Origin of the sequence: Bradyrhizobium vignae, from assembly GCF_900324035.1 — a bacterium.
In the GTDB taxonomy this organism is placed as follows: Bacteria; Pseudomonadota; Alphaproteobacteria; order Rhizobiales; family Xanthobacteraceae; genus Bradyrhizobium; species Bradyrhizobium vignae.
Genome location: NZ_LS398110.1, coordinates 2,904,570 through 2,927,740 on the forward strand (window position 1 = coordinate 2,904,570; position 23,171 = coordinate 2,927,740).

At 63.3% G+C, this 23,171-nt stretch carries 18 protein-coding genes and 3 pseudogenes; 5 read left to right on the forward strand and 16 right to left on the reverse strand.

The window, feature by feature from the left end:
• The first annotated feature begins 8 nt into the window (after nucleotides 1-8).
• Both gmd and fcl read left to right on the forward strand, forming a co-directional pair.
• Entirely contained in the window at nucleotides 9-1,079 is a 1,071-nt protein-coding gene (gmd, locus tag BRAD3257_RS14005) for a GDP-mannose 4,6-dehydratase (protein ID WP_122402315.1), read from the forward strand.
• Complete coding sequence (gene fcl, locus BRAD3257_RS14010) at nucleotides 1,060-2,016, forward strand: GDP-L-fucose synthase (protein ID WP_122402316.1); 957 nt, start codon at nucleotides 1,060-1,062, stop codon at nucleotides 2,014-2,016. Before gmd ends, fcl begins: the two co-directional genes overlap by 20 nt.
• A 232-nt stretch (nucleotides 2,017-2,248) precedes the next feature.
• On the opposite strand, the gene BRAD3257_RS14015 is transcribed toward fcl, so the two are convergent.
• From BRAD3257_RS14015 to BRAD3257_RS40995, 9 genes and pseudogenes are all read right to left on the reverse strand, one after another.
• Nucleotides 2,249-3,433 (reverse strand): ERF family protein, encoded by a 1,185-nt coding sequence (locus tag BRAD3257_RS14015; RefSeq protein ID WP_122402317.1) that lies wholly within the window; start codon nucleotides 3,431-3,433, stop codon nucleotides 2,249-2,251.
• A pseudogene (locus BRAD3257_RS14020) lies at nucleotides 3,417-3,710 on the reverse strand (YqaJ viral recombinase family protein); the annotation flags it as partial. The pseudogene BRAD3257_RS14020 and the gene BRAD3257_RS14015, both read right to left, overlap by 17 nt.
• A 252-nt stretch (nucleotides 3,711-3,962) precedes the next feature.
• On the reverse strand, nucleotides 3,963-4,706 hold the full coding sequence (gene istB / locus BRAD3257_RS14025; RefSeq protein ID WP_012041725.1) for an IS21-like element helper ATPase IstB: 744 nt from the start codon (nucleotides 4,704-4,706) through the stop codon (nucleotides 3,963-3,965).
• Between the two features lie 11 nt (nucleotides 4,707-4,717).
• Nucleotides 4,718-6,250: an IS21 family transposase gene (gene istA / locus BRAD3257_RS14030; RefSeq protein ID WP_162500572.1), complete on the reverse strand. Its 1,533-nt coding sequence runs from the start codon at nucleotides 6,248-6,250 to the stop codon at nucleotides 4,718-4,720.
• Between the two features lie 553 nt (nucleotides 6,251-6,803).
• Nucleotides 6,804-7,997, reverse strand: a complete 1,194-nt coding sequence (locus BRAD3257_RS14040) for an IS91 family transposase (protein ID WP_122402320.1) — start codon at nucleotides 7,995-7,997, stop codon at nucleotides 6,804-6,806.
• Nucleotides 7,998-8,006: 9 nt separating this feature from the next.
• A complete protein-coding gene (locus BRAD3257_RS14045) occupies nucleotides 8,007-8,867 on the reverse strand; it encodes a tyrosine-type recombinase/integrase (RefSeq protein ID WP_162500198.1) in 861 nt (286 codons plus the stop codon).
• A gap of 134 nt (nucleotides 8,868-9,001) precedes the next feature.
• A pseudogene (locus tag BRAD3257_RS14050) lies at nucleotides 9,002-9,548 on the reverse strand (YqaJ viral recombinase family protein); the annotation flags it as partial.
• On the reverse strand, nucleotides 9,545-10,612 hold the full coding sequence (locus BRAD3257_RS14055; protein WP_244607948.1) for an IS3 family transposase: 1,068 nt from the start codon (nucleotides 10,610-10,612) through the stop codon (nucleotides 9,545-9,547). The pseudogene BRAD3257_RS14050 and the gene BRAD3257_RS14055, both read right to left, overlap by 4 nt.
• Nucleotides 10,579-10,767 (reverse strand): annotated as a pseudogene (locus BRAD3257_RS40995) (transposase); the annotation flags it as partial. The gene BRAD3257_RS14055 and the pseudogene BRAD3257_RS40995, both read right to left, overlap by 34 nt.
• 229 nt (nucleotides 10,768-10,996) lie before the next feature.
• Here BRAD3257_RS40995 and BRAD3257_RS14060 point away from each other — a divergent pair.
• Together BRAD3257_RS14060 and BRAD3257_RS14065 are read left to right on the forward strand one after the other, a co-directional pair.
• Nucleotides 10,997-12,346, forward strand: a complete 1,350-nt coding sequence (locus tag BRAD3257_RS14060) for an IS701 family transposase (RefSeq protein WP_122400733.1) — start codon at nucleotides 10,997-10,999, stop codon at nucleotides 12,344-12,346.
• A 112-nt stretch (nucleotides 12,347-12,458) separates the two neighbouring features.
• Nucleotides 12,459-13,219, forward strand: a protein-coding gene (locus BRAD3257_RS14065) for an IS5 family transposase (RefSeq protein ID WP_407120425.1) whose coding sequence is annotated in 2 segments (ribosomal slippage) — nucleotides 12,459-12,795 and nucleotides 12,795-13,219 — 762 coding nt in all. Because the reading frame shifts where the segments join, the coding sequence is not laid out codon by codon here.
• A gap of 20 nt (nucleotides 13,220-13,239) precedes the next feature.
• Here BRAD3257_RS14065 and BRAD3257_RS14070 read toward each other — a convergent pair.
• On the reverse strand, nucleotides 13,240-14,463 hold the full coding sequence (locus BRAD3257_RS14070) for a phenylacetate--CoA ligase family protein (protein WP_122402323.1): 1,224 nt from the start codon (nucleotides 14,461-14,463) through the stop codon (nucleotides 13,240-13,242).
• Nucleotides 14,464-14,549: 86 nt separating this feature from the next.
• Here BRAD3257_RS14070 and BRAD3257_RS14075 point away from each other — a divergent pair, with 86 nt between their 5' ends.
• Nucleotides 14,550-15,701: an AGE family epimerase/isomerase gene (locus BRAD3257_RS14075; protein ID WP_122402324.1), complete on the forward strand. Its 1,152-nt coding sequence runs from the start codon at nucleotides 14,550-14,552 to the stop codon at nucleotides 15,699-15,701.
• Between the two features lie 11 nt (nucleotides 15,702-15,712).
• On the opposite strand, the gene BRAD3257_RS14080 is transcribed toward BRAD3257_RS14075, so the two are convergent.
• The 6 genes from BRAD3257_RS14080 to BRAD3257_RS14105 form a co-directional block, all read right to left on the reverse strand.
• Nucleotides 15,713-16,552: an ABC transporter ATP-binding protein gene (locus BRAD3257_RS14080; protein WP_122402325.1), complete on the reverse strand. Its 840-nt coding sequence runs from the start codon at nucleotides 16,550-16,552 to the stop codon at nucleotides 15,713-15,715.
• Between the two features lie 133 nt (nucleotides 16,553-16,685).
• Nucleotides 16,686-17,969 carry an ABC transporter substrate-binding protein gene (locus BRAD3257_RS14085; protein ID WP_122402326.1) on the reverse strand — a complete coding sequence of 428 codons (1,284 nt, stop codon included), beginning with the start codon at nucleotides 17,967-17,969 and terminating at the stop codon, nucleotides 16,686-16,688.
• 43 nt (nucleotides 17,970-18,012) lie between these two features.
• Nucleotides 18,013-19,086, reverse strand: a complete 1,074-nt coding sequence (locus BRAD3257_RS14090; protein WP_122402327.1) for a branched-chain amino acid ABC transporter permease — start codon at nucleotides 19,084-19,086, stop codon at nucleotides 18,013-18,015.
• A 3-nt stretch (nucleotides 19,087-19,089) separates the two neighbouring features.
• Nucleotides 19,090-19,983, reverse strand: coding sequence for a branched-chain amino acid ABC transporter permease (locus BRAD3257_RS14095; RefSeq protein ID WP_122402328.1), 894 nt, complete (start codon nucleotides 19,981-19,983; stop codon nucleotides 19,090-19,092).
• Nucleotides 19,984-20,206: 223 nt separating this feature from the next.
• Complete coding sequence (locus BRAD3257_RS14100) at nucleotides 20,207-22,138, reverse strand: long-chain fatty acid--CoA ligase (protein WP_122402329.1); 1,932 nt, start codon at nucleotides 22,136-22,138, stop codon at nucleotides 20,207-20,209.
• Nucleotides 22,135-22,977: an ABC transporter ATP-binding protein gene (locus BRAD3257_RS14105; RefSeq protein ID WP_245163316.1), complete on the reverse strand. Its 843-nt coding sequence runs from the start codon at nucleotides 22,975-22,977 to the stop codon at nucleotides 22,135-22,137. Before BRAD3257_RS14105 ends, BRAD3257_RS14100 begins: the two co-directional genes overlap by 4 nt.
• Nucleotides 22,978-23,171: the final 194 nt, after the last annotated feature.

Sequence of the window (23,171 nt, forward strand, 5' to 3'; positions counted from 1 at the left end):
GGCTTACCATGAGTCTGCGCACTGCTCTGATTACCGGCGTCACCGGACAGGACGGCGCCTATCTCGCCCAATATCTGCTGTCGCTCGGCTATACCGTGCATGGCATCAAGCGGCGGTCATCCTCGTTCAACACCGCGCGCGTGGATCATCTGTACAAGGATCCGCATCTCGGCGATGTGCCCTTCCTGATGCACTATGGGGACATGACCGACTCGACGAATCTGATCCGGCTGGTGCAGCAGATCAGGCCGACCGAGATCTATAATCTCGCCGCACAAAGCCATGTCGGCGTCAGTTTCGAGAGCCCGGAATATACGGCCAACGCCGACGCCATCGGCGTGCTGCGGCTTCTGGAGGCGATCCGTATCCTCGGCATGGAGAAGGAGACGCGGTTCTATCAGGCCTCCACCTCCGAGCTCTACGGTCTGGTGCAGGAGGTCCCGCAGAGGGAGAGCACCCCCTTCTACCCGCGCTCGCCCTACGGCGTCGCAAAGCTCTACGGCTACTGGATCACGGTGAACTACCGCGAGGCCTACGGCATGTTCGCCTCGAACGGCATCCTGTTCAACCATGAGAGCCCGATCCGCGGCGAGACCTTCGTTACCCGCAAGATCACTCGCGCCGTCGCCCGTATCGAGGTCGGTCTCGAGGACACACTCTATCTCGGCAACCTCGAGGCCAAGCGCGACTGGGGTCATGCAAAGGACTATGTCGAGGGCATGCACATGATTCTGCAGGCAGACAAGCCCGGCGATTTCGTGCTTGCAACCGGCGAGACCCGCTCGGTCCGCGAGATGGTCGAGCTTGCTTTTGCGGAAGTCGGCCGCAGCATCGAATGGCGCGGCAAGGGCGTCGAGGAGACCGGCGTCGACAGGAAGAGCGGCAAGATCGTGGTCCGGATCGATCCGACCTATTTCCGCCCGACGGAGGTCGATCTCCTGGTCGGCGATTCCAACAAGGCCCGAAAGGCGCTTGGCTGGAAACCGAAGCGGACCTTTGCGCAGCTCGTGCAGGAGATGGTGTCCAGCGATCTCAACGAGGCCAGGCGAGAGATTGCCAATGGCAAGCACTCCGTTTGAGCTGAGGGGCAAGACCGTCTATGTCGCCGGCCATCGCGGCATGGTCGGCAGCGCGCTGGTGCGCAGGCTCGCGGGCGAGGGCGTTCGGCTGGTCACGGTCGGGCGGGACGAGGTCGACCTGCGCAATCAGGCCCAGGTGTTTGATTGGTTTGCCAAGGCGCGGCCGCAGGTCGTGTTTCTCGCCGCCGCCAAGGTCGGCGGCATCGTCGCCAATGACACGCTGCGGGCCGAGTTCATCTACGATAATATAGCGATCGCCGCGAACATCATCCACGCCGCGCACATCAATGGTACGGAGAAGCTGATGTTTCTCGGCTCCTCCTGCATCTATCCGAAGCTTGCGCCACAGCCGCTGCGCGAAGATTCGGTGCTGACGGGTCCGCTCGAGCCGACCAACGAGCCCTATGCCATTGCCAAGATCGCCGGCATCAAGATGGCGGAGGCTTATCGCAGCCAGTATGGAAGCGACTTCATCAGCGTGATGCCGACCAATCTTTATGGTCCGGGCGACAACTATCACCCAGAGTACAGCCACGTTGTCGCGGCCCTGATCCGTCGCTTTCACGAGGCGAAGGTCTCGGGCGCAAAGAGTGTCGTCGTGTGGGGCACCGGCACGCCGCGGCGCGAATTTCTCTATGTCGACGACATGGCGGACGCGTGCGTGCACCTGATGAAGACCTATTCGAGTGCGGAGCTCGTCAATATGGGCACCGGCGAAGACATCACGATCGCCGAATTCGCTCGCGTTGTTGCCGAAACGGTCGGCTATCGCGGCGGGATCACCTTCGACACGTCACGCCCCGACGGCACACCGCGCAAATTGCTCGATGTCAGCCGTCTTGCAAAGCTCGGCTGGCACGCGAAGACCTCGCTCGGAGATGGAATTCGGCGCGCGTACGATGCATATTTATTGAGCCAAGAGATGCCGCAAGACTAACCGGTTCGCTCTCGCCCTTTTGACTACTTTCTTTCAACTTGGAGGAATGGCGCGGTAGCAGCCTTCGCTGTTGGTGAGCCCGAAAAGCTTGACCAGGACCGCCGCGCGGCCGGGAATGTCGTAGCGCGGTATCGTTCGGGCGCTTCGCTTGGCAAAATCAGCGGGGGACAGGCTCTCGCATTCGTCTGGCATAGGTATCGCCGGCAGGTTGTTAGCGGTATAAAAGGACCACTCATGGTGCGGCGTCCTCTGTGCCTAAGCTCAGAGGAGAGGCCTGGGCTGGGATAGACATGGTACCGTGAGCTGAACTTGCCAACCACAGGTCTCTCGCAATTGGCAGCGGTGAGATTTTCATGTCCGACCACCAAGCCTTTTCGCTGCCGTGCTGATGCAGCTCTTGATGGTGCTTGCGACACAACGGAATGGTGAACTCGTCGCTCACCTTGCGACCGAGCGCTCGCGGTTGGGCGAATTTCACGTGATGGGCATCGTAGGGTGTCTGCTTACAGACAAGACAGGGCTGTTCGCGGACGAATGCGAGATGCGCTTTGCTTCGCTTCCGCGGCGGCTCCTTTGGGAAGGCCAGATTGACCTGTGGCTGTTGGGCCGGCAGGTCGTCGCTCCCACCGGTCGCGCCGATTCTTGCTGCACGATGTTGATCGTCTGATCGGTGGTCTAAAGGGGACGCCAGCTCTTCCGCTGCTAGATCGGTGCCGGGAAGGCTAGCTTTCTCGAACCTCTTCTGGTAGGCGACCTCGAGCCTTCGGGCATCCGCCTCCTGGAGGGTGTTCTTGAGGTGTAGGGTGGCCTTGGCCCAGGCCAGGAGGCCATCGCCGCCTCCTTGGGAGGCAAGCTGGCCAAGGAGCCGCTCCAACAGCTCTGCGGATCGGTGGGCCGACAAGACAGGCGGCCGGTTCAAAACGCTCTTGGAAGGCTTTCCTTTCGATCCGGGGCTCGTTTGTGGCTCCGCTGCCGCAGGAGACCCCGTGATGGCGTCCGGGGCATCCAGATCGTCCTCCCCGGCAATGCCGACTAGGGCAAACAGGGCGTAGCGACGGGCATAGGTCAACGCCGCTCCCATCCGGTGTGGGGCATCGACATCCTTGGCTCCGCAGACCGGCCAATCGGAGGAAATCCATTCCCCAGAGGCATGGGCGAGAAGGGTGGTCAGGTGGATCTGCCCGGTAATCTGCTCGATACGGGTGGTCTGGATGATGGCGATCTCATGCTGACTTAGCGTTTTCCGGACGATGTCCAGACCGCTGGCAAGGGAGGCATAGCGATAGGTCCGGTGTTCCTCTCGTGGAAAAGGCGAGCGGATCGTGGCGCTGAGCGTTTTCTCTGGGTTGGTCAGGGCAGCCTGGGCCTTAGCCAAGGCGGCAGCGATGGCGCCGACGCGCTCACTGGACTGATGCATGAGCAACCTCCACCTGCAGAGCTTCGAAACTGATCGCACCTGATTTCGAGCGCTTGGCCTTGATGCCGTGGCCAACGGCTTCCTTTGCATCCTCGGGGACGAGCTTCTTCAATTCGGTTTTGGCGAGCTCGTGGTCTCCGTGGGCTTCTCGGGTGCGGAGGTAGGTCGCGGCCAGCCCAGCCCAGGAGTTAGATGCCGCCATATCGACGATCTTAATAGTTTCGAGCCGCGGACGTGGCGTCTCGATCCCGAACAGAGCCGGCGGCTCGCCCGTTTGTGCGGATTCCGACGAAGTCGCCCAGGCGTACCGATATGAAGTCGCCCGTGGATTCCGAGACGATGTCGCCCACCTTTCCGATTTGATCTCGCCCAGCGGCGAGGCGTTCTGGCCGGCTGGTTCTCTGGCATCGGTCAAGCCGCGCGGTCAATCTGGAATCGCGACTTCAACCTTTTTTCTTCTTCTGCGGTTGCTGTGGGCATGTGGGCAACGCGATTGCGTTGTCCAAGCGCAGCGGCATGTCCACAGCGCTCAGGTCTTTCGGGCGGATTGCCGGGTTCGGCGCAGGCTCTCACCGGTGAGGTCGAGCCGATGGGCATTGTGGACGAGACGATCGAGCACGGCGTCGGCATAGGTGGGATCTCCAATGAGCAGATGCCACTGGTCCACGGGGAGCTGGCTGGTGACGATGGTGGAGCGATGACCGTAGCGATCTTCGAGGATTTCCAGGAGGTCGTGACGGGCGCCGGCATCGAGCGGCTCGAGGCCCCAATCATCGAGGATCAGCAGATCGACACGGCCAAGGCCGCGCAACAGGCGTGGGTGACGACCGTCGCCGCGGGCGAGCGCCAGATCGTCGAACAGGCGCGGGACGCGCTGATAGAGCACGGAGCGATTGTCGCGACAGGCTTTGTGGCCGAGCGCCGAGGCGAGCCAACTCTTGCCGACGCCTGCCGGGCCGCAGATCAGGAGATTGACGTGGTCGTCGATCCAACGGCCCTCCACAAGCTTGGCGAACAGCGGGCGGTCGAGACCGCGCGGGGTGCGGTAGTCGATGTCCTCGACGCATGCCTGCTGGCGCAGCTTGGCGTAGCGCAGGCGAGTGGCGAGCCGTTTGTCGTGCCGCAGCGAGGCTTCACGTTCGAGCAGCAGAGCAAGCCATTCGGCGTGACCGAGGCTGCCAGCCTCACCGGCGGCTTCGATGTCGGCGAAGGCCTTAGCCATGCCGTGGAGGCCGAGGGCGTTGAGGCGGTCGAGGGTCGGATGGGTGAGCAAGGGACGGTCTCCTAATTGTAGTAGCGCGGTCCGCGGATGTTGGCATGCAGGATCGGCGCATCGTCCGCGGAGCGCTGGTGAGCGGGACGCCGATCGAGATTGTTGGCGAGGATCGACTTGACCGAGCCATAGGTGCGCGCGCCGATGTCGATCGCCCGCGCAGCCGCCGCGTCCAGCCGTTCGCGCCCATAGGAGGCGGCGAGCCTGAGGATGCCGAGGCAGGCGCGGAAGCCTTGTTCGGGGTGCGAGCGCTCGTCGAGAATGAGGTCGCACAATGCGCTGGTTGCCGGCCCGATCGCGGCGGCGTCCTGACGGATACGCCCGATAGTCCAGCCGGCGTAGCGCCGATGGCTGGAGGCCATGTGCTCCGGCACGGTGGTGTGCTTGTGATTGCCACTCATGCGCTGATGCGCGGCAATCCGCTCGCCCTTGTGGAAGATCTCGACGGTGCGGGCGGTGAACCGCACCTCGACCTCGGCACGCGCGAAGCGATGCGGAACGCTGTAATAATGCTTCTCCACCTCGACGTGGTAGTCGAGGCTGACGCGGCGGATCCGCCACTCGGCGAGCACGTAGGGGCTCGCCGGCAACGGCTTGAGCGCCGGCCGGTCGATCTCCTCGAGCAGCCGGCGGCGCGTCACGCCGAGCCGCCGGATCGGCCGCTCCTCGTTGAGCCTGGTGAGCAACTCGCCGATCGCTGCGTTGACCTCGGCGAGGCTGTAGAAGACGCGGTGGCGCAGGCGGCCGAGCAGCCAGCGCTCGATGATGAGGACGGCCTGCTCGACCTTGGCCTTGTCGCGCGGCTTGCGAGGTCGCGCCGGCAAGACGGCCGTGCCGTAATGCGAGGCCATCTCCGCATAGGTGCGATTGATCTGCGGGTCGTAGAGGCTCGCCTTGATGACTGCGACTTTGGTGTTGTCAGGCACCAAGAGCGCCGGGACGCCGCTGATCGCCGCGAAGGCGCCAACATGGGCGCTGATCCAGTCGGCAAGCCCCTGCGTCCACGTCGCCTGCGCGTAGGTGAAGCTCGAGGCGCCGAGCACGGCGACGAAGATCTGCGCCGTCCTCCGCTCGCCGGTGAGGCGGTCGACCACCACCGGCACGCCGTCGCCCGCGTAGTCGACGAACAGCTTGTCGCCGGCCGCGTGCGCCTGGCGCATCGTCACCGACAGGCGCCCCTCCCAGGCGCGGTAAAGCTCGCAGAAGCGCGAGTACCGGTATCCGCCGGGCTCGGCGCCGATGTACTCCTCCCACAGGATCGACAGCGTCACGTGCTTGCGCTTGAGCTCGCGGTGCACCGCCGCCCAGTCGGGCTCGGCGATGCGGCGATGACCCTGCCGGTTACCGTTGCCGGTCTTGGCGAACAGGCGGGCCTCCAGGGCCGCGTCCGTGAGTTCGTCGGGCAACGGCCAGCTCAGGCCTGCGGCCTCGAACCGCCGGATGGTCAGTCGCACCGTCGAGGGCGCCGCGCCCAACCGCCGAGCAATCTCGCGGCTCGGCAGCCCAGCCGCCTTCATCCTGATCACATCGCGCACACGGCGCATCGCAAGCCTCTCCGTCGGCATCCAGGGTCCCCCTTCGCAAAGCCGAAAGGTTGACCCTATGGGAGCCAGAAGAGGTCTCGTCACCCCGGGTTCGCTCTTGCGATACCCGGGCGACATCATCCCGGAATGGTGGGCGACATCATCTCGGAACGGGTGGGCGACTTCAAATCGGAATGGTGGGCGAGATCATCTCGGATTACTGGAGGGTTCAAATAGGTCCCGCGTCGCAGATCTCGCCGCAAGTCCAGCGCGGGACCTATTTGAAGCTGGATTGAACGAAGCCGCGTCTTGTGAGCGCGGACCTATGGGGGCTCGATCTAGGCGCCGGTAGGCGCGATTGACCCGATGTCGGGCCCGCGAGCGATTGTGGCCGCAGATTGTCGCTGATGTTGGCAGCAAAGGATGCCGCCGTCGATAGCGTCGAACGGCGCGTCAAGCCCAGGCGGCTGACTATCGCCCGTTCGCCGGGCGTTGTGAGCGTGCTTGATCGTTCCGACGGAGAACGTCGGCAGGGCAGCATGTGCAGTGGGAGCGAACAAATCGAGGTCGTCGGTCATGATGTGTCGCAGCGAGGTGCTGCGCGTCGCTGCGCTGGCGCACGCGGCACAGGCCCAATCTCGACCATGCGGCCTCCGCAGATGGGGCATAAGTCGAGGCGGTGACCAAGGAGGATGGCGCAGCGCTCACGATAGTTGACAGCTTCGGCAGGCGGAGGTGGCTGCGGCGCCTCAAGCGCCGCTCGGATGCGCGCGAGTTTGGCGGCGCGGCAGGCGTTCGCCAGGAAACCAAAATGACGGATGCGGCGAAACCCCTTCGGCAATATGTGGAGCAGAAAGCGACGAAGGAACTCCTCAGTGTCGAGCGTCATCACTTTGGATTTGTTGCCAGCGCGATAATCCTTCCACCGGAAGCGGACGTGGCCCTCGTCAAAGGTAAGGAGCCGGCCGTTGGCGATCGCAACGCGATGGGTGTAGCGCCCGAGATAGGCCAGAACCTGTTCTGGTCCGCCGAAGGGACGCTTGGCGTAGACGACCCACTCGACTTTGCGGAGGGCGTTTAGATGGCGGGCGAATGCCGCTGGCTCGACGAGGTGCGCGAGATGGCCGAAGAACTGGAGCTTGGTGCCATTGAACGCCGCCTGCAGGCGCTCCAGGAACAGCCGACGATACAATCGTGACAGGACGCGAACGGGAAGGAAGAAGCCGGGGCGACAATGAACCCAGCTTCCATCAGGGGCGATCCCGCCGCCTGGCACGAGGCAATGGGCATGCGGATGATGCGTTAGGGTCTGGCCCCAGGTATGGAGAATGGCGATCATCCCGGTCTCGGCACCGAGATGCTTCGGGTCGGCGCTGATGAGACGGATCGTCTCGGCTGCTGCCTTGAGCAGGATGTCGTAGACCACCGTCTTGTTCTGCAGCGCGATGGCGGCCACCGGCGCCGGCACGGTGAAGACGACATGGAAATAGGGGACCGGCAGCAGGTCGGCCTGGCGCTCGGCGAGCCATTGGGCGCGCGCGAGCGCTTGGCACTTTGGACAGTGCCGATCGCGACAGCTGTTATAGGCGACGCGGACCAGGCCGCAGTCGTCGCACCGCTCGACGTGGCCGCCGAGCGTCGCTGTGCGACACGCCTCGATGGCCGCCATCACACGGCGCTGATCGGAGGACAGCCGAGGCCCCTGCGCGGCACGGAACGCGCCGCCGTGGCGGCGGAGGATGTCCGCCACCTCGAGCACGGGGCGCATATGCGCAGCTCAGTTGGGTGGGATCACCCTAACGGAGAGTCCATCGAATGGGCTGGTCGTGCGGGCGAGCAGATTGGTCGCAACCTGAGCGTAGCGCGCGGTCGATCCCAGGTCGGCATGTCCGAGCAGAACTTGAATGATGCGAATGTCGATCCCGCTTTCCAGGAGATGGGTCGCAAACGAGTGCCGGAGCGTATGGACAGTAATCGGCTTGGCAAGCCGAGCGCGGCGGCGGGCGGCGCGGCAGGCCGCCTGGACGCAGCGGACGCTGACATGTTCACTTGGGTCTTGGCCTGGAAATAGCCACAGTCCCGGCCGGGCTCGCATCCAGTACGTACGTAGAATCTCCAGCAGTCGCGGAGAAAGCATCGCGTAACGATCCCTGCCGCCCTTGCCGTTCTCGATGTGGATCAACATTCGCTTGCTGTCGATCGAGCTCACCTTCAGGCGGACGACTTCACTAACCCGTAAGCCAGCCGCATAAGCCGTCGCCAGCACGACGCGATTGCGCACCCCTGTAACCGCGTCCAGGAAGCGCTCGATCTCTTCGGCACTAAGCACGAGCGGGAGCTTGTCGGGCTTCTGGCCACCGATGATCCGCTCGAATGCCTCCGTCTGCCCGAGTGTGACGCCGTAGAAGAACCGCAGCGCGCAGGCCACCTGATTGATGTGGGACCACGAACGCTTTTGACCGATGAGATGCAGTTGGTAGGCGCGGACCTGCTCGAAACTCAACCGGTCCGGGGCGTAGCCAAAATGGCGGCTAAACTTTGCGATCGCATAGATATAGGATTGTTGAGTCGACGGCGACAGATTGCGGACCGTCATGTCCTCGATCATGCGCTGCCGAAGAGGGCTCATCGTAGCCATCTGGGTCTCCTGTCTTGAGAGGGGTGGTGCGAAGACCAACATCCTCTCAGACAGGACACCTCAGTTCAGCAGGCTTGCCCCCACTCCCGCGTAGCGGGTTCGTTCAATCCTGGGCGACATCGATCGGAATCCGCACCCGTTTGCACGCAGCGCCAGAATTTTTTTTCGGCCGTCAGGAGCAGGTGTTGATAAAGTGGGTCGGCGTGAACCTTGATCTCAACCCATTTTCCGCCCCCGGTAATGATCGACAGCACGGCCGAGCGCGCAGCGACAACCCACATGTTGTGCTGCAGCTGTGCCATCTGCTTGTCGGCGGCGGCTTCATCGGAAAAATTCCAAGGTAACATGAACTTGGCTTCGAACACCGCCCCAGTCCGTTGAACTCGGCCATCGAGTGTTGCCCCCATCCATTTGTGGATCGGATGTCGGACCCTTCGCTGAACTTCTTCGACCGTGTAACCGCTGTTGCGCTCGTACCAGGTTCGGTTGAGGTCCTCGGTGATGCTGCCGAGCTGGACGATAAGGTCTTGGCTCAGATCCTTTGGCTCAGCCTCGCCCCCGCTTCTCCCGCCAGAGTTGGATCAGCTTCTCCTCATCATCTCCCATGATGACCCGAGCGTCTGATCCCCAAACGAATGAGCGGCGATCTACTATAGGGTTGACCTGCCACTGAATTTTCATCCGGCAGCGGTTAGAGTCTCGGAGCTTTGTACGCCAAGTGGCGCGGTTGGAGCAACGGACGATCGGCGGAGCTGGTCGGGGTTGCGTAGCCGATCGTCCGTTGCGGTGAGGTGGGCGGCATAAGCCGCGGGGGTCATGTATTTCAGCGACGAGTGAGGCCGCTGAAGATTGTAGTCGGCAACCCAATTGGCGGTCTTGGCGCGGGCATGGTCGAGATCGAAGAAGAGAGTCTCGTTGAGCAGCTCGTCACGCATCCGGCCGTTGAAACTCTCGACCAAGCCGTTCTGCATCGGCTTTCCCGGTGCAATGAAGTGCCAGTCGATAGCTGCGTCCCTGCACCAGGCGAGCATGGCATTGCAGGTGAACTCGGTGCCGTGGTCGGACACGATCATTCCTGGCTTGCCGCGTCGTTGGACGACGGCCGTCAGTTCGCGAGCGACGCGTCGTCCTGAGATCGACGTATCCGGCATGGCGCCCAGACATTCCTTGGTGACGTCGTCGACGATGTTGAGGATGCGGAAGCGCCGACCGTTGGCGAATTGGTCGTGGACGAAATCCAGCGACCAGCGCGCGTTGGGCATCGCCTCGACTAGGATCGGGGCACGGGTCCCCACGGCCTTGCGGCGAGCCCGCCGCTTGCGGACGGTGAGCCCTTCTTCCCGATAAAGCCGGTAGATCCGGTTGATCCCCGATGGCTCACCCTCCCGCCGCAGCAGCACGAACAGCCGGCGGTAGCCGAAACGCCGCCGCTCGTTGGCAAGGTCACGCAGCCGGCCACGGAGAGTCGCGTCCGGAGGACGGCTGGAGCGATAGCGGATCATCTTCCGATCCGCTCCGACAATCGAACAGGCCCGCCGCTCCGACAGGCTCATGACGGCCTGCAGATGCGCGACCGCAGCGCGCTTGGCGGCGGGCCCTACCATTTTTTTGAAAGAAGCTCGCGAAGGGCGGCGGCGTCGAGCATCTGCTCGGCTAGAAGCTTCTTCAGCTTCGCGTTCTCGTCCTCCAGCGCCCTCAGCCGCTTCGCCTCTGAAACGTCCATGCCGCCGAATTTGGCCTTCCAATTGTAGATCGTTGCTTCCGAGACCCCGTGCTTGCGAGCCAGGTCGGCCGTCTTTGCCCCAGCCTCATGCTCCTTCAACACTGCGATAATCTGCTCTTCCGTGAACCGTGCTCGCTTCATCTGTCCGTCCTTCTTCGGGCCGGACTCTAACTCCATCTGGAGGAAATACGCAGGGGCAGGTCAGGACGGGGTACTAGAGCTCGTCTAGAGGAGGATCTGCCAGAACGAACCCAATTTGATGAGGATCAGGATGCCTGTGAGGATGCTCACGTAGTCCGAAACAGTGGGGTGGGTGAGAACTTGGCATGACGACAGGCGAACTAGCACTACTTTGGCAGATTGTTGATTTTGGCGCGTTTTATAGGATTCCCGAATCAATTTTTCAATGATTCATGGGTGGTCGGCTCTTGGAGGGCTGACCATGCCGGGATGGGAAGACGAACTCGAACGCTGGCTGATGCCGTTCTTGGACCGACTGGGTCATAAGACCCGGCAGCGGATGTGTCCTCTGTATGTTGCGGGATTGATCGGTCCCGGCGATCGTAAGAGCGTTCAGCCGATGGCGGAACGCCTTGCCACCAGCACCTACGACCAGTTGCACCATTTCATTGCGGACGGTGTCTGGGACGCGACGCCGCTGGAGACAGAGTTGCTCAACCAGGCGGACCGACTTGTCGGCGGCAGGGATGCGGTGCTGGTTATTGATGACACCTCACTTCCCAAGAAGGGTGAGCGCTCGGTCGGTGTTGCGGCTCAATACGCCTCGGCTCTCGGTAAAACGGCAAATTGCCAAACACTGGTGTCTTTGACGCTTGCGCGCGGCGAAGTACCCGTGATGGTCGCGTTACGTCTCTTTCTGCCTGACAGTTGGACAAGCGACGAATCTCGTTTGAAGCGCGCTCGCGTGCCAGTCGAACATCGAACGCCACGGTCCAAGCCGGAGATTGCTTTGGCCGAGATTGACCGCGCGATAGCAGCCAACGTGCGCTTTGGATATGTGCTGGCGGATGCAGGATACGGCCTCAGCGCACCGTTTCGACAAGGGCTAACAGAGCGCGGGCTGGTCTGGGCTGTCGGAATCCCGCGGCACCTGAAAGTGTATCCGGTCGATGTGAAGCTCATTTGGCCGATTACCAAAGCCCGCGGCAAACCACGAAAGCACCACGTGCCCGATATCTTATCAATTGCGGCCGAGCAAATGCTGGCCGGCGCCAAATGGAAAACCGTGAGTTGGCGTAGCGGGACGAAAGGTCGGCTTAAAGCCCAATTTGCTGCGGTCCGTGTCCGGACCGCCGACGGCCCTCCGCAGCGGATATGGGATAAAGGTCAGCAGCATCTCCCGGGCGACGAAGCCTGGCTCATTGGCGAGCAACGTGCGTCCGGGGAGAAGAAATACTATCTGGCCAATCTTCCGGCGGCGACGGATCTGCGCACGCTGGCCGCCACCATCAAGGCACGGTGGATTTGTGAGCAGGCGCATCAGCAGTTGAAGGAGGAACTTGGACTTGATCACTTCGAAGGGCGATCATGGCAAGGTCTTCATCGCCACGCCCTGATGACAATGATTGCCTACGCCTTCCTGCAACATCGTCGCCTCGCACACGCGGGGCGGAAAAAAAAGAATCTACGGGCCTCCGCCTCAGCCAACCATGCCAGCCGTACGTCACGCCATCGTCGATCTCATCCTTCGGCCGCCGTCTCAGCATTGCCCATATTGCCGAAGGCAAATCCGTGAAAAACAGCGGCGAAAACACAATCTGCCAAAGTAGTGCTAGGGTCTGTACTCAATAGGGATTCCCGCTGAGGCGGAGTTGTGATTCAAGACCTCCGAGTCGAAGGGGGGCTTGATGGGGCAAAAGCTATATTGGCTGAGTGAGGCGGAGTGGAAGCGGATTGAACCGCTGTTGCCACGTGGGCGGCGCGGCGCCCATCGCGTGGATGACCGACGCGTGATCAGCGGGATCCTCCACATGCTGCGATCGGGCGCACGCTGGCGAGACTGCCCGGCAGATTACGGCCCCTACACGACCATCTATAACCGCTTCAATCGCTGGAGCCGCCAAGGCGTGTGGGGCAATATTTTCTACGCCTTGACTGGCTCAACCGGCCGGGTCGGGACAATGTCCATCGACGCGACCCACATCAAAGCCCACCGCTCGGCGGCGGGCGCAAAAGGGGGGACTTCCAGCAGGCGGTCGGCCGCTCGCGAGGCGGACGCACCACCAAAATCCACGCGCTGACCGAGGATTATGGACGTCCGATCGCCTTCGTGATCACGCCTGGCAACTGCCATGACCTCACGGCGGCGCGCGATCTGCTGCCTGCCGTCTCACCTGCTCGACGATTGCTTGCTGACAGGGCCTATGACGCCAATAGCCTGCGTGAGTGGTTGGCCGAGCGCGGAACAAAGGCAGTAATTCCGCCCAACCCAACTCGCAAGCATCCGCACCGGTACGACGTGAAGGCCTACAAAGGACGCAATCTCATCGAACGCATGTTTTGCCGCCTCAAGGACTTCAGGCGGATTGCGACCCGCTACGACAAGCGAGCCGACAACTTCCTCTCGGCCATCCTCTTGGTCGCCGCCGTTACTTGGTGGATCAATTGAGTCCGGACCCTAATGCTGTCTTAACGCTCGTCCGCGATCACCTTGCCGTCGTTCGGCAGCGAGCCGGGCCCCACAAGCTCGACGGTGCCGCCGAGCTTCGTGACCGCGCGCAAGGTGGCCGCGATCTCGTCGCGCAGTGCGTCGCTCGCCGCCGCCGTTTCCACCCTCAGCGTCATCGCATCGGTCTCGCGCTCCCGCGTGACAACGAGGCGCAGGCGGCCAAGGGCGGGATGGCGCCTGCCGATGTCGGCGATCTGCTCGGGGCGGACGAACATGCCCTTGACCTTGGTGGTCTGATCGGCGCGGCCCATCCAGCCCTTGATGCGCAGATTGGTGCGGCCGCACGGGCTCCGGCCCGGCAGCGCCGCTGTGAGGTCGCCGAGCGCGAGGCGGATCCAGGGGTGATGCGGATCGAGCGAGGTCACCACGATCTCGCCGACGTCGCTGTCGGCGACGGGATCGCCGGTGCCGGGCTTGACGATCTCCAGGATCAGGTCCTCGTTGACGACCATGCCTTGGCGCGCCTCGGTCTCGAACGCGATGAGGCCGAGATCGGCGGTGCCGAAGGCCTGGTAGGCGTCCACGCCGCGCGCCTTGATCTCGGCCTGCAGCGAGGGCGGAAACGCCGCGCCCGACACCAGCGCGCGCTTGATTGAGGAGACATCGCGGTTGGCCGCGGCTGCGGCGTCGAGCAGGATCTTCAGGAAGTCCGGCGTGCCGCTATAGCCGACCGGCCGGTAGGCCTCGATCAGCTCGAATTGTTGTTCCGTATTGCCCGGGCCAGCCGGGATCACCGCGCAGCCGAGCGCGCGCGCCGACGCATCGAAGATGAACCCCCCGGGGGTGAGATGGTAGCTGAAGGTATTGAGGACGATGTCATCGGGACGGAACCCGGCCGCGAACAGCGCCCTCGCGCCGCGCCAGGGATCGGCCTGCCGCCCTTCCGGCTCGAAGATCGGGCCGGGGGAGGTGAAGAGGCGCGCGAACGAGCCGGGAGCTCCCGCGACGAAGCCTCCGAAGGGCGCAGACGCCTTGTGCATGGCGGGCAGTTCCGACTTGCGCAACAGCGGCAGGCCTGCCAGAGCCGCCCTGGAGGTCACGGCGGCGGGATCGAACCCTTTGAGCCGCTCGGCATAGGCCGGGGCGGCCATGGCGGCTCGCAGCACTTCCGGGAGGCGGGCGAACAGGTCGGCCTCGCGCGCGGCTTGCTCACGCGTCTCGCGCGCGTCGTAATGGGCGGTCATGGCTATTTTTTCCGTGTTGGCATCCGTTGCGCGCCGCCACCGGCATGGCTATCAGACCGCCATTGGCGAGGCTTGAAGGGGACCCGATGGCGGACGAAGGAATCATTGCGGCGGACGAGGCGTCGAACGTCGTCGCGCGCCTGAAGCGCCGCATGATCGACGAGGCGCTGCCGCTGTGGTCGACGATCGGCTGGGATCACGCCGCGGGCGGCTTCATCGACCGGCTGCACCGCGATGGCGCAGCGGATGCGGCCGCGCCCCGGCGCGTGTTTGTGCAGGCCCGCCAGATCTGGTGCTACGCCAAGGCGGCACAGATGGGCTGGTATCCTGACGGGCGCACCATCGCGCTGAAAGGGCTGGAGCATCTGCTGGGCAGAGCGAAATCGCCCGATGGCCGGCCCGGCTATGTGCACCGGCTGACGCCGGAAGGATCGGTGCTGGATGCCCGGCGCGATGCCTATGACCACGCATTCATCCTGTTTGCGCTCGCCAGCGTCTATGCGCTCGACCAGGATGCACAGGTCCGCGCCGAGATCGATGCGCTGCTCGCCTTCCTCGACGGCCATCTGCGCTCGCCGCATGGTGGCGTTCACGAAGGCCTTCCGGTCTCGCTGCCGCGCCGGCAGAACCCGCACATGCATCTGTTCGAGGCGATGATCGCGTGCTTCGAGGCGACCCACGATCTGTCGTTCCAGAACCGTGCCGGAGAATTCTTCGCACTGTTCCTGGCCAATCTCTACGACAAGCAGAAGCACGTGTTGTCGGAGTATTTCGAGGAGGACTGGTCGAAGATCGAGCCGGTCAGCGTCGAGCCGGGCCACCAGGCGGAATGGGTCTGGCTGCTGAAGGGATTTGAGCGCATGACGGGTTGTCCGACCGGGCAGCGGCGTGCGGAGCTGCTGGCGACCGCGCTGCGCTATTGCGACGGGGCGACGGGCTGCCTGATCGACGAGGGCGATGCGAGCGGCAACATCCGCCGCAGCACGCGCCGGCTGTGGCCGCAGACCGAGATCGCGAAGGCGTGGATCGCGCAAGCCGAGTCCGGCGAGGCGGGGGCGGCGGATGAGGCGCGCGCGGCGCTGGTGCGGCTCGAACGGCATTATCTCAGCCATCCCGTGAAGGGCGGCTGGTACGACCAGTTCGATCGCGACGGCAAATCGCTGATCGACACCATTCCTGCCTCTTCGTTCTATCATGTTCTCTGCGCAGTCACGGAAGCGGAGCAGGTGCTGGGCTAGGCTCTTGCGGATCACAGCCACCGCTTGCGCCGCTTGAAGCTCTTGAGATTCTTGAAGCTCTTTCGCTGGTCGCCGGCGCCGCCGAGGTAGAATTCCTTGACATCCTCGTTGTCGCGCAATTCGTCGGCGCTGCCATCGAGCACGACCTTGCCCTGTTCCATGATGTAGCCGTGGCTTGCCACCGAGAGCGCAGCGCGTGCGTTCTGCTCGACCAAGAGGATGGTGACGCCGAGATCGCGGTTGATCTTCTGGATGATCGAGAACACTTCCTTGACCAGCAGCGGCGACAGGCCCATCGAAGGCTCGTCCATCAAAATCATCTTCGGGCGCGCCATCAGGGCGCGGCCGATCGCGAGCATCTGCTGCTCACCGCCGGAGAGATAGCCGGCAAGGCCAGTGCGCTCCTTCAGGCGCGGGAAGTAATTGAAGACCATCTCGAGATCGGCATCGATCTCGCGGTCCCTGCGGGTGAAGGCGCCGAGCTTGAGGTTCTCCAGCGACGTCATGTCGGCGACGATGCGCCGGCCCTCCATCACCTGGAAGATGCCGCGGCGGACGATCTTGTCGGGGTCGATGCCGTTGATCCGCTCGCCTTCGAACAGGATCTCGCCGCGCGTCACCTCGCCGTCTTCGGTCTTGAGCAGCCCCGAGATTGCCTTCAGCGTCGTCGACTTGCCGGCGCCGTTGGCCCCCAGCAGCGCCACGATCGCGCCCTTGGGCACGTCGAGGCTGAGGCCGCGCAGCACCAGGATGACGTCGTCATAGACGACCTCGATGTTGCGCACGGCGAGGAGGGGCGGTGCGGGCACGATGCTGGGGGAGGGACGCTCGATGGGAGCCGTTTCAGTCATGCTTGAATACTCTCTCGGTGTCGTCACGGCTCTAGCCCGTCATTCCGGGGCGGTCCGCAGGACCGAACCCGGAATCTCGAGGTTCCGGGTCCGATGCTTCGCATCGTCTCGGAACGACGGACGCACTAGGGCCTCACCACCCCAGCAATTCCGGCTTGCGCGGCAGCTCGACGGTCTTGACCTTCTCGAGCTTGATCGTCCCCTTGGCCATGAGGTCGTTGAGGTCGCCGTCGGTCGCGCCGGAGACCTTGGTGCGATAGAGATCGACCTTCAGCGTGCCGCGGTGGTCCTTGTCGGTCCAGGTCGAGGGATTGCAGACGCCTTCCATTCCGGCCGGCACCCAATCCTTCTTCTGGTAGAAGCCTTTGGCGACGTTCTCGCCGTTGGCGCCACCATTCTTGGCGGCCCAGTCGATCGCCTCCTTCATGTACAGCGCCGAGCAGACGGCCGCGACGTAGTGCACGGGACGATAGACTTTGCCGGTGGGGTCGGACATCTTCGAGATCTCCATCACCGTCTTCATGCCGGCCGCATCGCCGCCCCAGCTCACCGCGGTGCGCAGCGGGAAGATCACACCATTGGCGGCATCGCCGGCGGTCTTGGCGGCGTTCTCGTCCATACCCCAGACATTGCCGAGGAATTGGATATCGACGCCGGCGGTCTTGCAGGCCTTCATCACCGAGATGTTGGAGGCGGCGGTGTTGCCGAGATAGGCGTAGTTGGCGCCCGAGGACTTCAGGCTCAGGCACTGCGCACTGTAGTCACCGGGCGCGAGCGCAAACACCAGCGGCGGCAGCACCTCGAACCCGAGCTCCTGCGCCATGGCTTCACCGGCGGCCTTCGGTGCGTTCGGATAGGGATGGTTGGCTCCCATGTGCACGAATTTGGGCTTGCCGGGCTTGCCTTTGGCCTTCCAGTCCTCGGCTGCCCACATCAACATCGCGCGCAGCGCGTCCGAATAGCTGGGGCCGTAGAAAAAATTGTAGGGAGCAGGCTTGGCCTTGCCGCTGACACCTTCGGGATCGGTGAGGGCGGCGGCATAGGAGCCGGACATGTCGGGGATCTTGTCCTGGGCGAGGAAGCCGGTCAGCGCCTCGGTGTCGGCGGTCCCCCAGCCCATGATCGCCGCAACCTTGCTGTCCGGTGCCGACCACTTCTTGTAGAGCGCGATCGCGCGGGGCACCTGGTAGCCGTAATCGTTGGTGTCGAGGCTGACCTGCTTGCCGCCGATGCCGCCGTTCTTGTTGACCCAGGCGAAGGTGTCGGCGACGGCCTGTCCATACGGCGTGCCGACGTCAGAGGTGCCGCCGGAATAATCGGCGAGATGCCCGATCGCGATCTGCGCCTGTGCGCTTGCCGAGAATGCGGCGATCGCCAGCGCGAGCGATGCGGTGCTCAAAAAGGTCTTCATCGTCATGGGTCGGTTCCTCCTGTTTATTGTTTAACTGCGTTGCCCGCGCTCAATGCGAGAACGGGTAGAGTTTCCAGTACGCCTTGATCTGCCGCCAGCGATGCGCGAGGCCGTCGGGCTCGAACATCAGGAACGCGATGATGATCACCCCGATCGCGATCTCGCGCAGGAATGTGATGTTGTTGTTCAGCGACAGCGCTTTGTCGATCGCGCCACCCTTCAAATACAGGCTGAGGAATTCCATCGACTCCGGCAGCAGCACCACGAAGGCGGTGCCCATCAGCGTGCCCATGATCGAACCGGTGCCGCCGATGATGATCATGGCCAGGAACAGGATCGAGCGCTCGATGCCGAAACCCTCCTGGGAGACCACGAGCTGATAGTGCGCGTAGAGCGCGCCGGCGATGCCGGCGAAGAAGGCGGCGAGGCCAAACGACAGCGTGCGGTACTTGGTGAGATTGATGCCCATGATCTCGGCTGAGAGATAATGGTCGCGTATGGCCACCAGCGCGCGGCCGTCGCGCGTGCGCATCAGGTTGGTGACGAGGATGTAGCTCGCGAGCACATAGGCCAGCACGACGTAGAAATACTGTCTGTCACCCCGCAGCGTGTAGCCGAAGATCGAAAACGGTTCGGCGCTCGCCGGCACCGATCCGCCGGAAAACCATTCGGCGCGGGAGAAGAAGTCGAGGAGGATGTATTGTGCGGCAAGGGTCGCGATGACCAGGTAAAGACCTTTCAGCCGCGCCGCGGGGATACCGAAGATCAGCCCGACCAGCGCGGTGATGACGCCGGCAAGGGGGATCGCGAAGAATACCGGGATCGGGGCGTTGTTGGAGATGTAGGCCGAGGTGAAGGCGCCGAGCAGAAAGAAAGCGGCGTGCCCGATCGAAATCTGGCCGGTGAAGCCGACCAGGATGTTGAGACCGAGCGCCGCGATCGAGAAGATGCCGATCTGGATCAAAATGCTCAGCCAGTAGCCGCTGAAGAATTGCGGCGCGAGGCAGAGCAGCAGAACGCCGGCGATGGCGAAGTTGCGGCTGGTCGTGGTCGGGAAGATCGTGGTGTCCGCCGCATAGGAGGTGCGGAAATCACCAGCAGGGATGAGGGCAGGGCCGGCCATGGGTCAGATCCGCTCGATGTCGTGGGTGCCGAACAGGCCGTAAGGCTTGATCATCAGCACTATGATAAGGACGTAAAACGGCGCGATCTCGTAGAGATTGCCCCAGTGCAGGTACTGGCTGTCGATATATTGGGCGACATTCTCGAGCAGTCCGATGATGATGCCGCCGAGTACGGCGCCGCCGACGGAATCGAGCCCGCCGAGGATCGCCGCCGGAAATACCTTGATGCCGTACGCGGCAAGGCCCGAGGACACGCCGTTCACGACCGCAACGACGACTCCGGCGACGGCCGACACCGTCGCCGAGATCGCCCAAGCCATCGCGAACACGCTCTTCACGGAGATGCCGAGCGACTGCGCGACCTGTTGGTTGAACGCGGTGGCGCGCATGGCGAGGCCGTATTTCGAGGCGCGGAAGAACCAGGCCATGCCGATCATCATGGCGACGGACACCACAAGACTCATGACATAGACGGTCTGGATCTGGAGACCGAACAGGCTGACCGACTGGCTCTCGAATACGCGCGGGAACGGTTGCGGGTTAACTCCGAACATCCACTTCAGCGTCGCCTGGAGCACGGTGGACAGGCCGATCGTCACCATGATCACGGAGATGATGGGCTCGCCGATCATCGGCCGCAGAATCAGGACCTGGATCGCGATGCCGAACACGAACATGAACACCAGCGTGATCGGCATGCCGATCCAGAATGGCACCTGGTATTTGGCGAGCAATGCCCAGCACACCCAGGCGCCGACCAGTAGCAGCTCGCCTTGCGCGAAATTGACGACCTGAGTCGCTTTGTAGATCAGCACGAACGACATCGCGACCACGCCATAGAGCGTACCGACCACGAGGCCGTTGACCAGAAGCTGGATGAGAAAGGCGGTGTTCATGTCGCGGCCCGCGCAAAATGCAAAAGCGATGACGGTGTACCCTCTCCCCTCGCGGGAGAGGGTGGCTTCGCGAAGCGAAGACGGGTGAGGGGGTGTCTCGGCCGGGGAGGCGTGGAGAGAGCACCCCTCACCCGAGTGAGGCCGCGGCTCCCGGCGGAGACGCCCTCTCCCACAAGGGGAGAGGGCACAGCAATCCGAATCACGCTCGTGATTGAAACGAAGTTCACTCCGCAGCCTCCGCCATGTGCCTCTGTCCGCCCAGATCCACGACGCGCAGCGTCGTTCGCACGCGCTGCGTGGTGCCGTCCTGGAAGCGGATCACGGTATCGACGGGGATGTCGGAAACGCCGCGGTAGATCGCGTCGATGATGCCTTCGTACTTCTCGTTGATGACGCCGCGGCGGACCTTTCTCGTGCGGGTAAGCTCGCCATCGTCGGCATCGAGCTCCTTGTAGAGCAGAAGGAAGCGCGAGATGCGCTGGGCCGGCGGCAGCGTGGCGTTGACGGTCTCGACCTCCTTCTGCAGCAGCGCATAGACTTCGGGCCGCGAGGCGAGGTCGCTGTAGGTGGTGAAGGAGAGGCGGTTCTTCTCCGCCCATTTCGAGATGATGGAATAGCGGATGCAGATCATCGCCGCGAGCGCGTCGCGGCCGGCGCCCAGCACCACGGCTTCCGCGATATACGGCGAGAACTTCAGCTTGTTCTCGATGAACTGCGGGGAGAAGCGCTCGCCGCGCGAGGTCTCGGCGAGGTCCTTGATGCGGTCGATCACAACGAGCTGCCCGTCGCCGTTGAAATAGCCGGCATCGCCCGAGCACATCCAGCCGTCCTTGATGTCGGCGACGCTGGCCTCGGGATTCTTGTAATAGCCGAGGAACATGTTGGGATGGCGCACCACGATCTCACCGACGCCGTGGACGTCGGCATTGTCGATGCGGATTTCGACGCTGTCGGCCATCGGCACGCCAGTGGTGTCAGGGTCGACCTTGCCCTCGGGGTGCAGCGTGTAGGCGCCCAAGAGCTCGGTCTGGCCGTAGAGCGTGCGCAGCGGCACGCCCATGGCCTGGAAGAACTTGAACGTATCGGGGCCGAGCGCCGCACCGCCGGTCGCGGCCGACCGCAGGCGGGTAAAGCCGAGGCGATCGCGCAGCGCGCGGAACAGGATCGCGTCGGCAAAGCCGGAGCGCTTGCCCTGTTCGAGTGCGGCGAGCCCGCTCTTCATGCCGACATCGAACAGCCGCTGCTTGAAGGGCGTTGCATCCATCACCTTGGCGCGGACGTCGGCGGCAATGGATTCCCAGACGCGGGGTGCGAACAGCACGAAGGTCGGCGCGATCTCGCGCAGATCGTTCATCATCGTGTCCGGCTCTTCGACGAAGTTGATCTTCATCCGGCACAAGAGGCCTTTGCCGAGCACGTAGACCTGCTCCATGATCCAGGGCAGCGGCAGCACCGAGACGTATTCGTCATCCGGTCCCTTCGGATCGAAGGCGAGATAGGTCGCGCAATGGCCGAGCACGCGGCCGGCTGCGAGCATCGCAAGTTTGGGATGCGAGGTGGTGCCCGAGGTCGTGCAGAGGATCGCGACGTCCTCTCCCTTGGTGGCATCGACCAGCCTGTCGTAAAGCTCCGGTTCGCGCGCTGCACGGGCCCGGCCGAGCTCAGCAAATTTCTCGGCCGACATCAGCCTGGGATCGTCGTATTTCCGCATCCCGCGCGGATCGGAATAGATGATGTGCTTCAGCTTCGGGACGCGCTCGGCGAGGGTGAGCAGCTTGTCGACCTGCTCCTCGTCCTCGGCGAAGACCAGCTGTGCTTCACCATAATTCAGCAGATAGGAGGCCTCTTCATCCAGCACGTCGCGGTAGAGCCCGAGGCTGAGGCCGCCGATCGCATGCGTTGCGACTTCCGCCGCGACCCAGTCCGGCCGGTTGTCGCCGATGATGCCGATGACGTCACCGCGACCAAGGCCGAGCTCGACCAGGCCAAGCGCGAAATCGCGCACCCGTGCCTGGTAGTCGTTCCAGGTGAAGATGCGCCACAGCCCGAGATCCTTCTCGCGCAGTGCGATGTCGTTGCCGTGCTCCCTGGCATTGAGCCGGAGCATCTTCGGGTAGGTGTCGGCCTGCGCGACGCGGCCCGCATAATCCATCATGCCGCGCTCTCCTGCGCCTGAGGAGCATCGTCGGGATCGATCAGCACCTCGTCCTCTTCGCCGAGATAGGCGCGCTTGACGTGCGGATCGGCGAGCACGGTCGCCGGATCGCCCTCGGCGATCTTCTTGCCGAAATCAAGCACCATGACGCGATGGGAGATGTCCATCACCACGCCCATGTCGTGCTCGATCATCACCACCGTCATCCCGAACTCCTCGTTGAGGTCGACGATGTAGCGGGCCATGTCCTCCTTCTCCTCGAAGTTCATGCCGGCCATGGGCTCGTCGAGAAGAATGAGGTGCGGCTCCAGCGCCATGGCGCGGGCGAGCTCGACGCGCTTGCGCAGGCCGTAGGAGAGGGTGCCCGCAGTCGCCTTCCGCACCGACTGCAGATCGAGGAAGTCGATGATCTCCTCGACCTTGCGACGGTGCTCGAGCTCCTCCCTGCGCGCGCCGGTGAGCCAGTACAGCGAGCCCGTGAGAAAGTTGTTCTTCAAGAGGTGATGGCGGCCGACCATGATGTTGTCGAGCACGCTCATATGGTGGAACAGCGCCAGGTTCTGGAAGGTGCGGCCGATGCCGAGCGAAGCGCGTGCATTCGGCGTCAAACCGGTGATGTCGCGGCCCTGATAGAACAGCTGGCCTTCGGTCGGCTTGTAGCGGCCGGAAATACAGTTCACGATCGAGGTCTTGCCGGCGCCGTTGGGACCGATGATCGAGAACAGCTCGCCTTCCCTGATGGCGAAGCCGACATCGGTCAGCGCTCTGACGCCGCCGAATCGCAAGGACACGCCGCGCACTTCGAGACTGGTAGCCACCAACGAATCCCTCCCGGTCATGGCGCATTTTAGCGGCGCTCTTCGTCCGTTCTGTCGGGCGATCCTAGTACGGCGGTCGCGGCGAGGCCATGCAACAGATGGTCTCGACCGGAGCCGCACCGCTCTCGTTCCCCGTTTGGGATCAAAAGCCGCATCGCCCGAGGTGGTCCTCAATAGGGGAAAGCGCTATTTTGAAATGTCTCCCGGCTGACAAT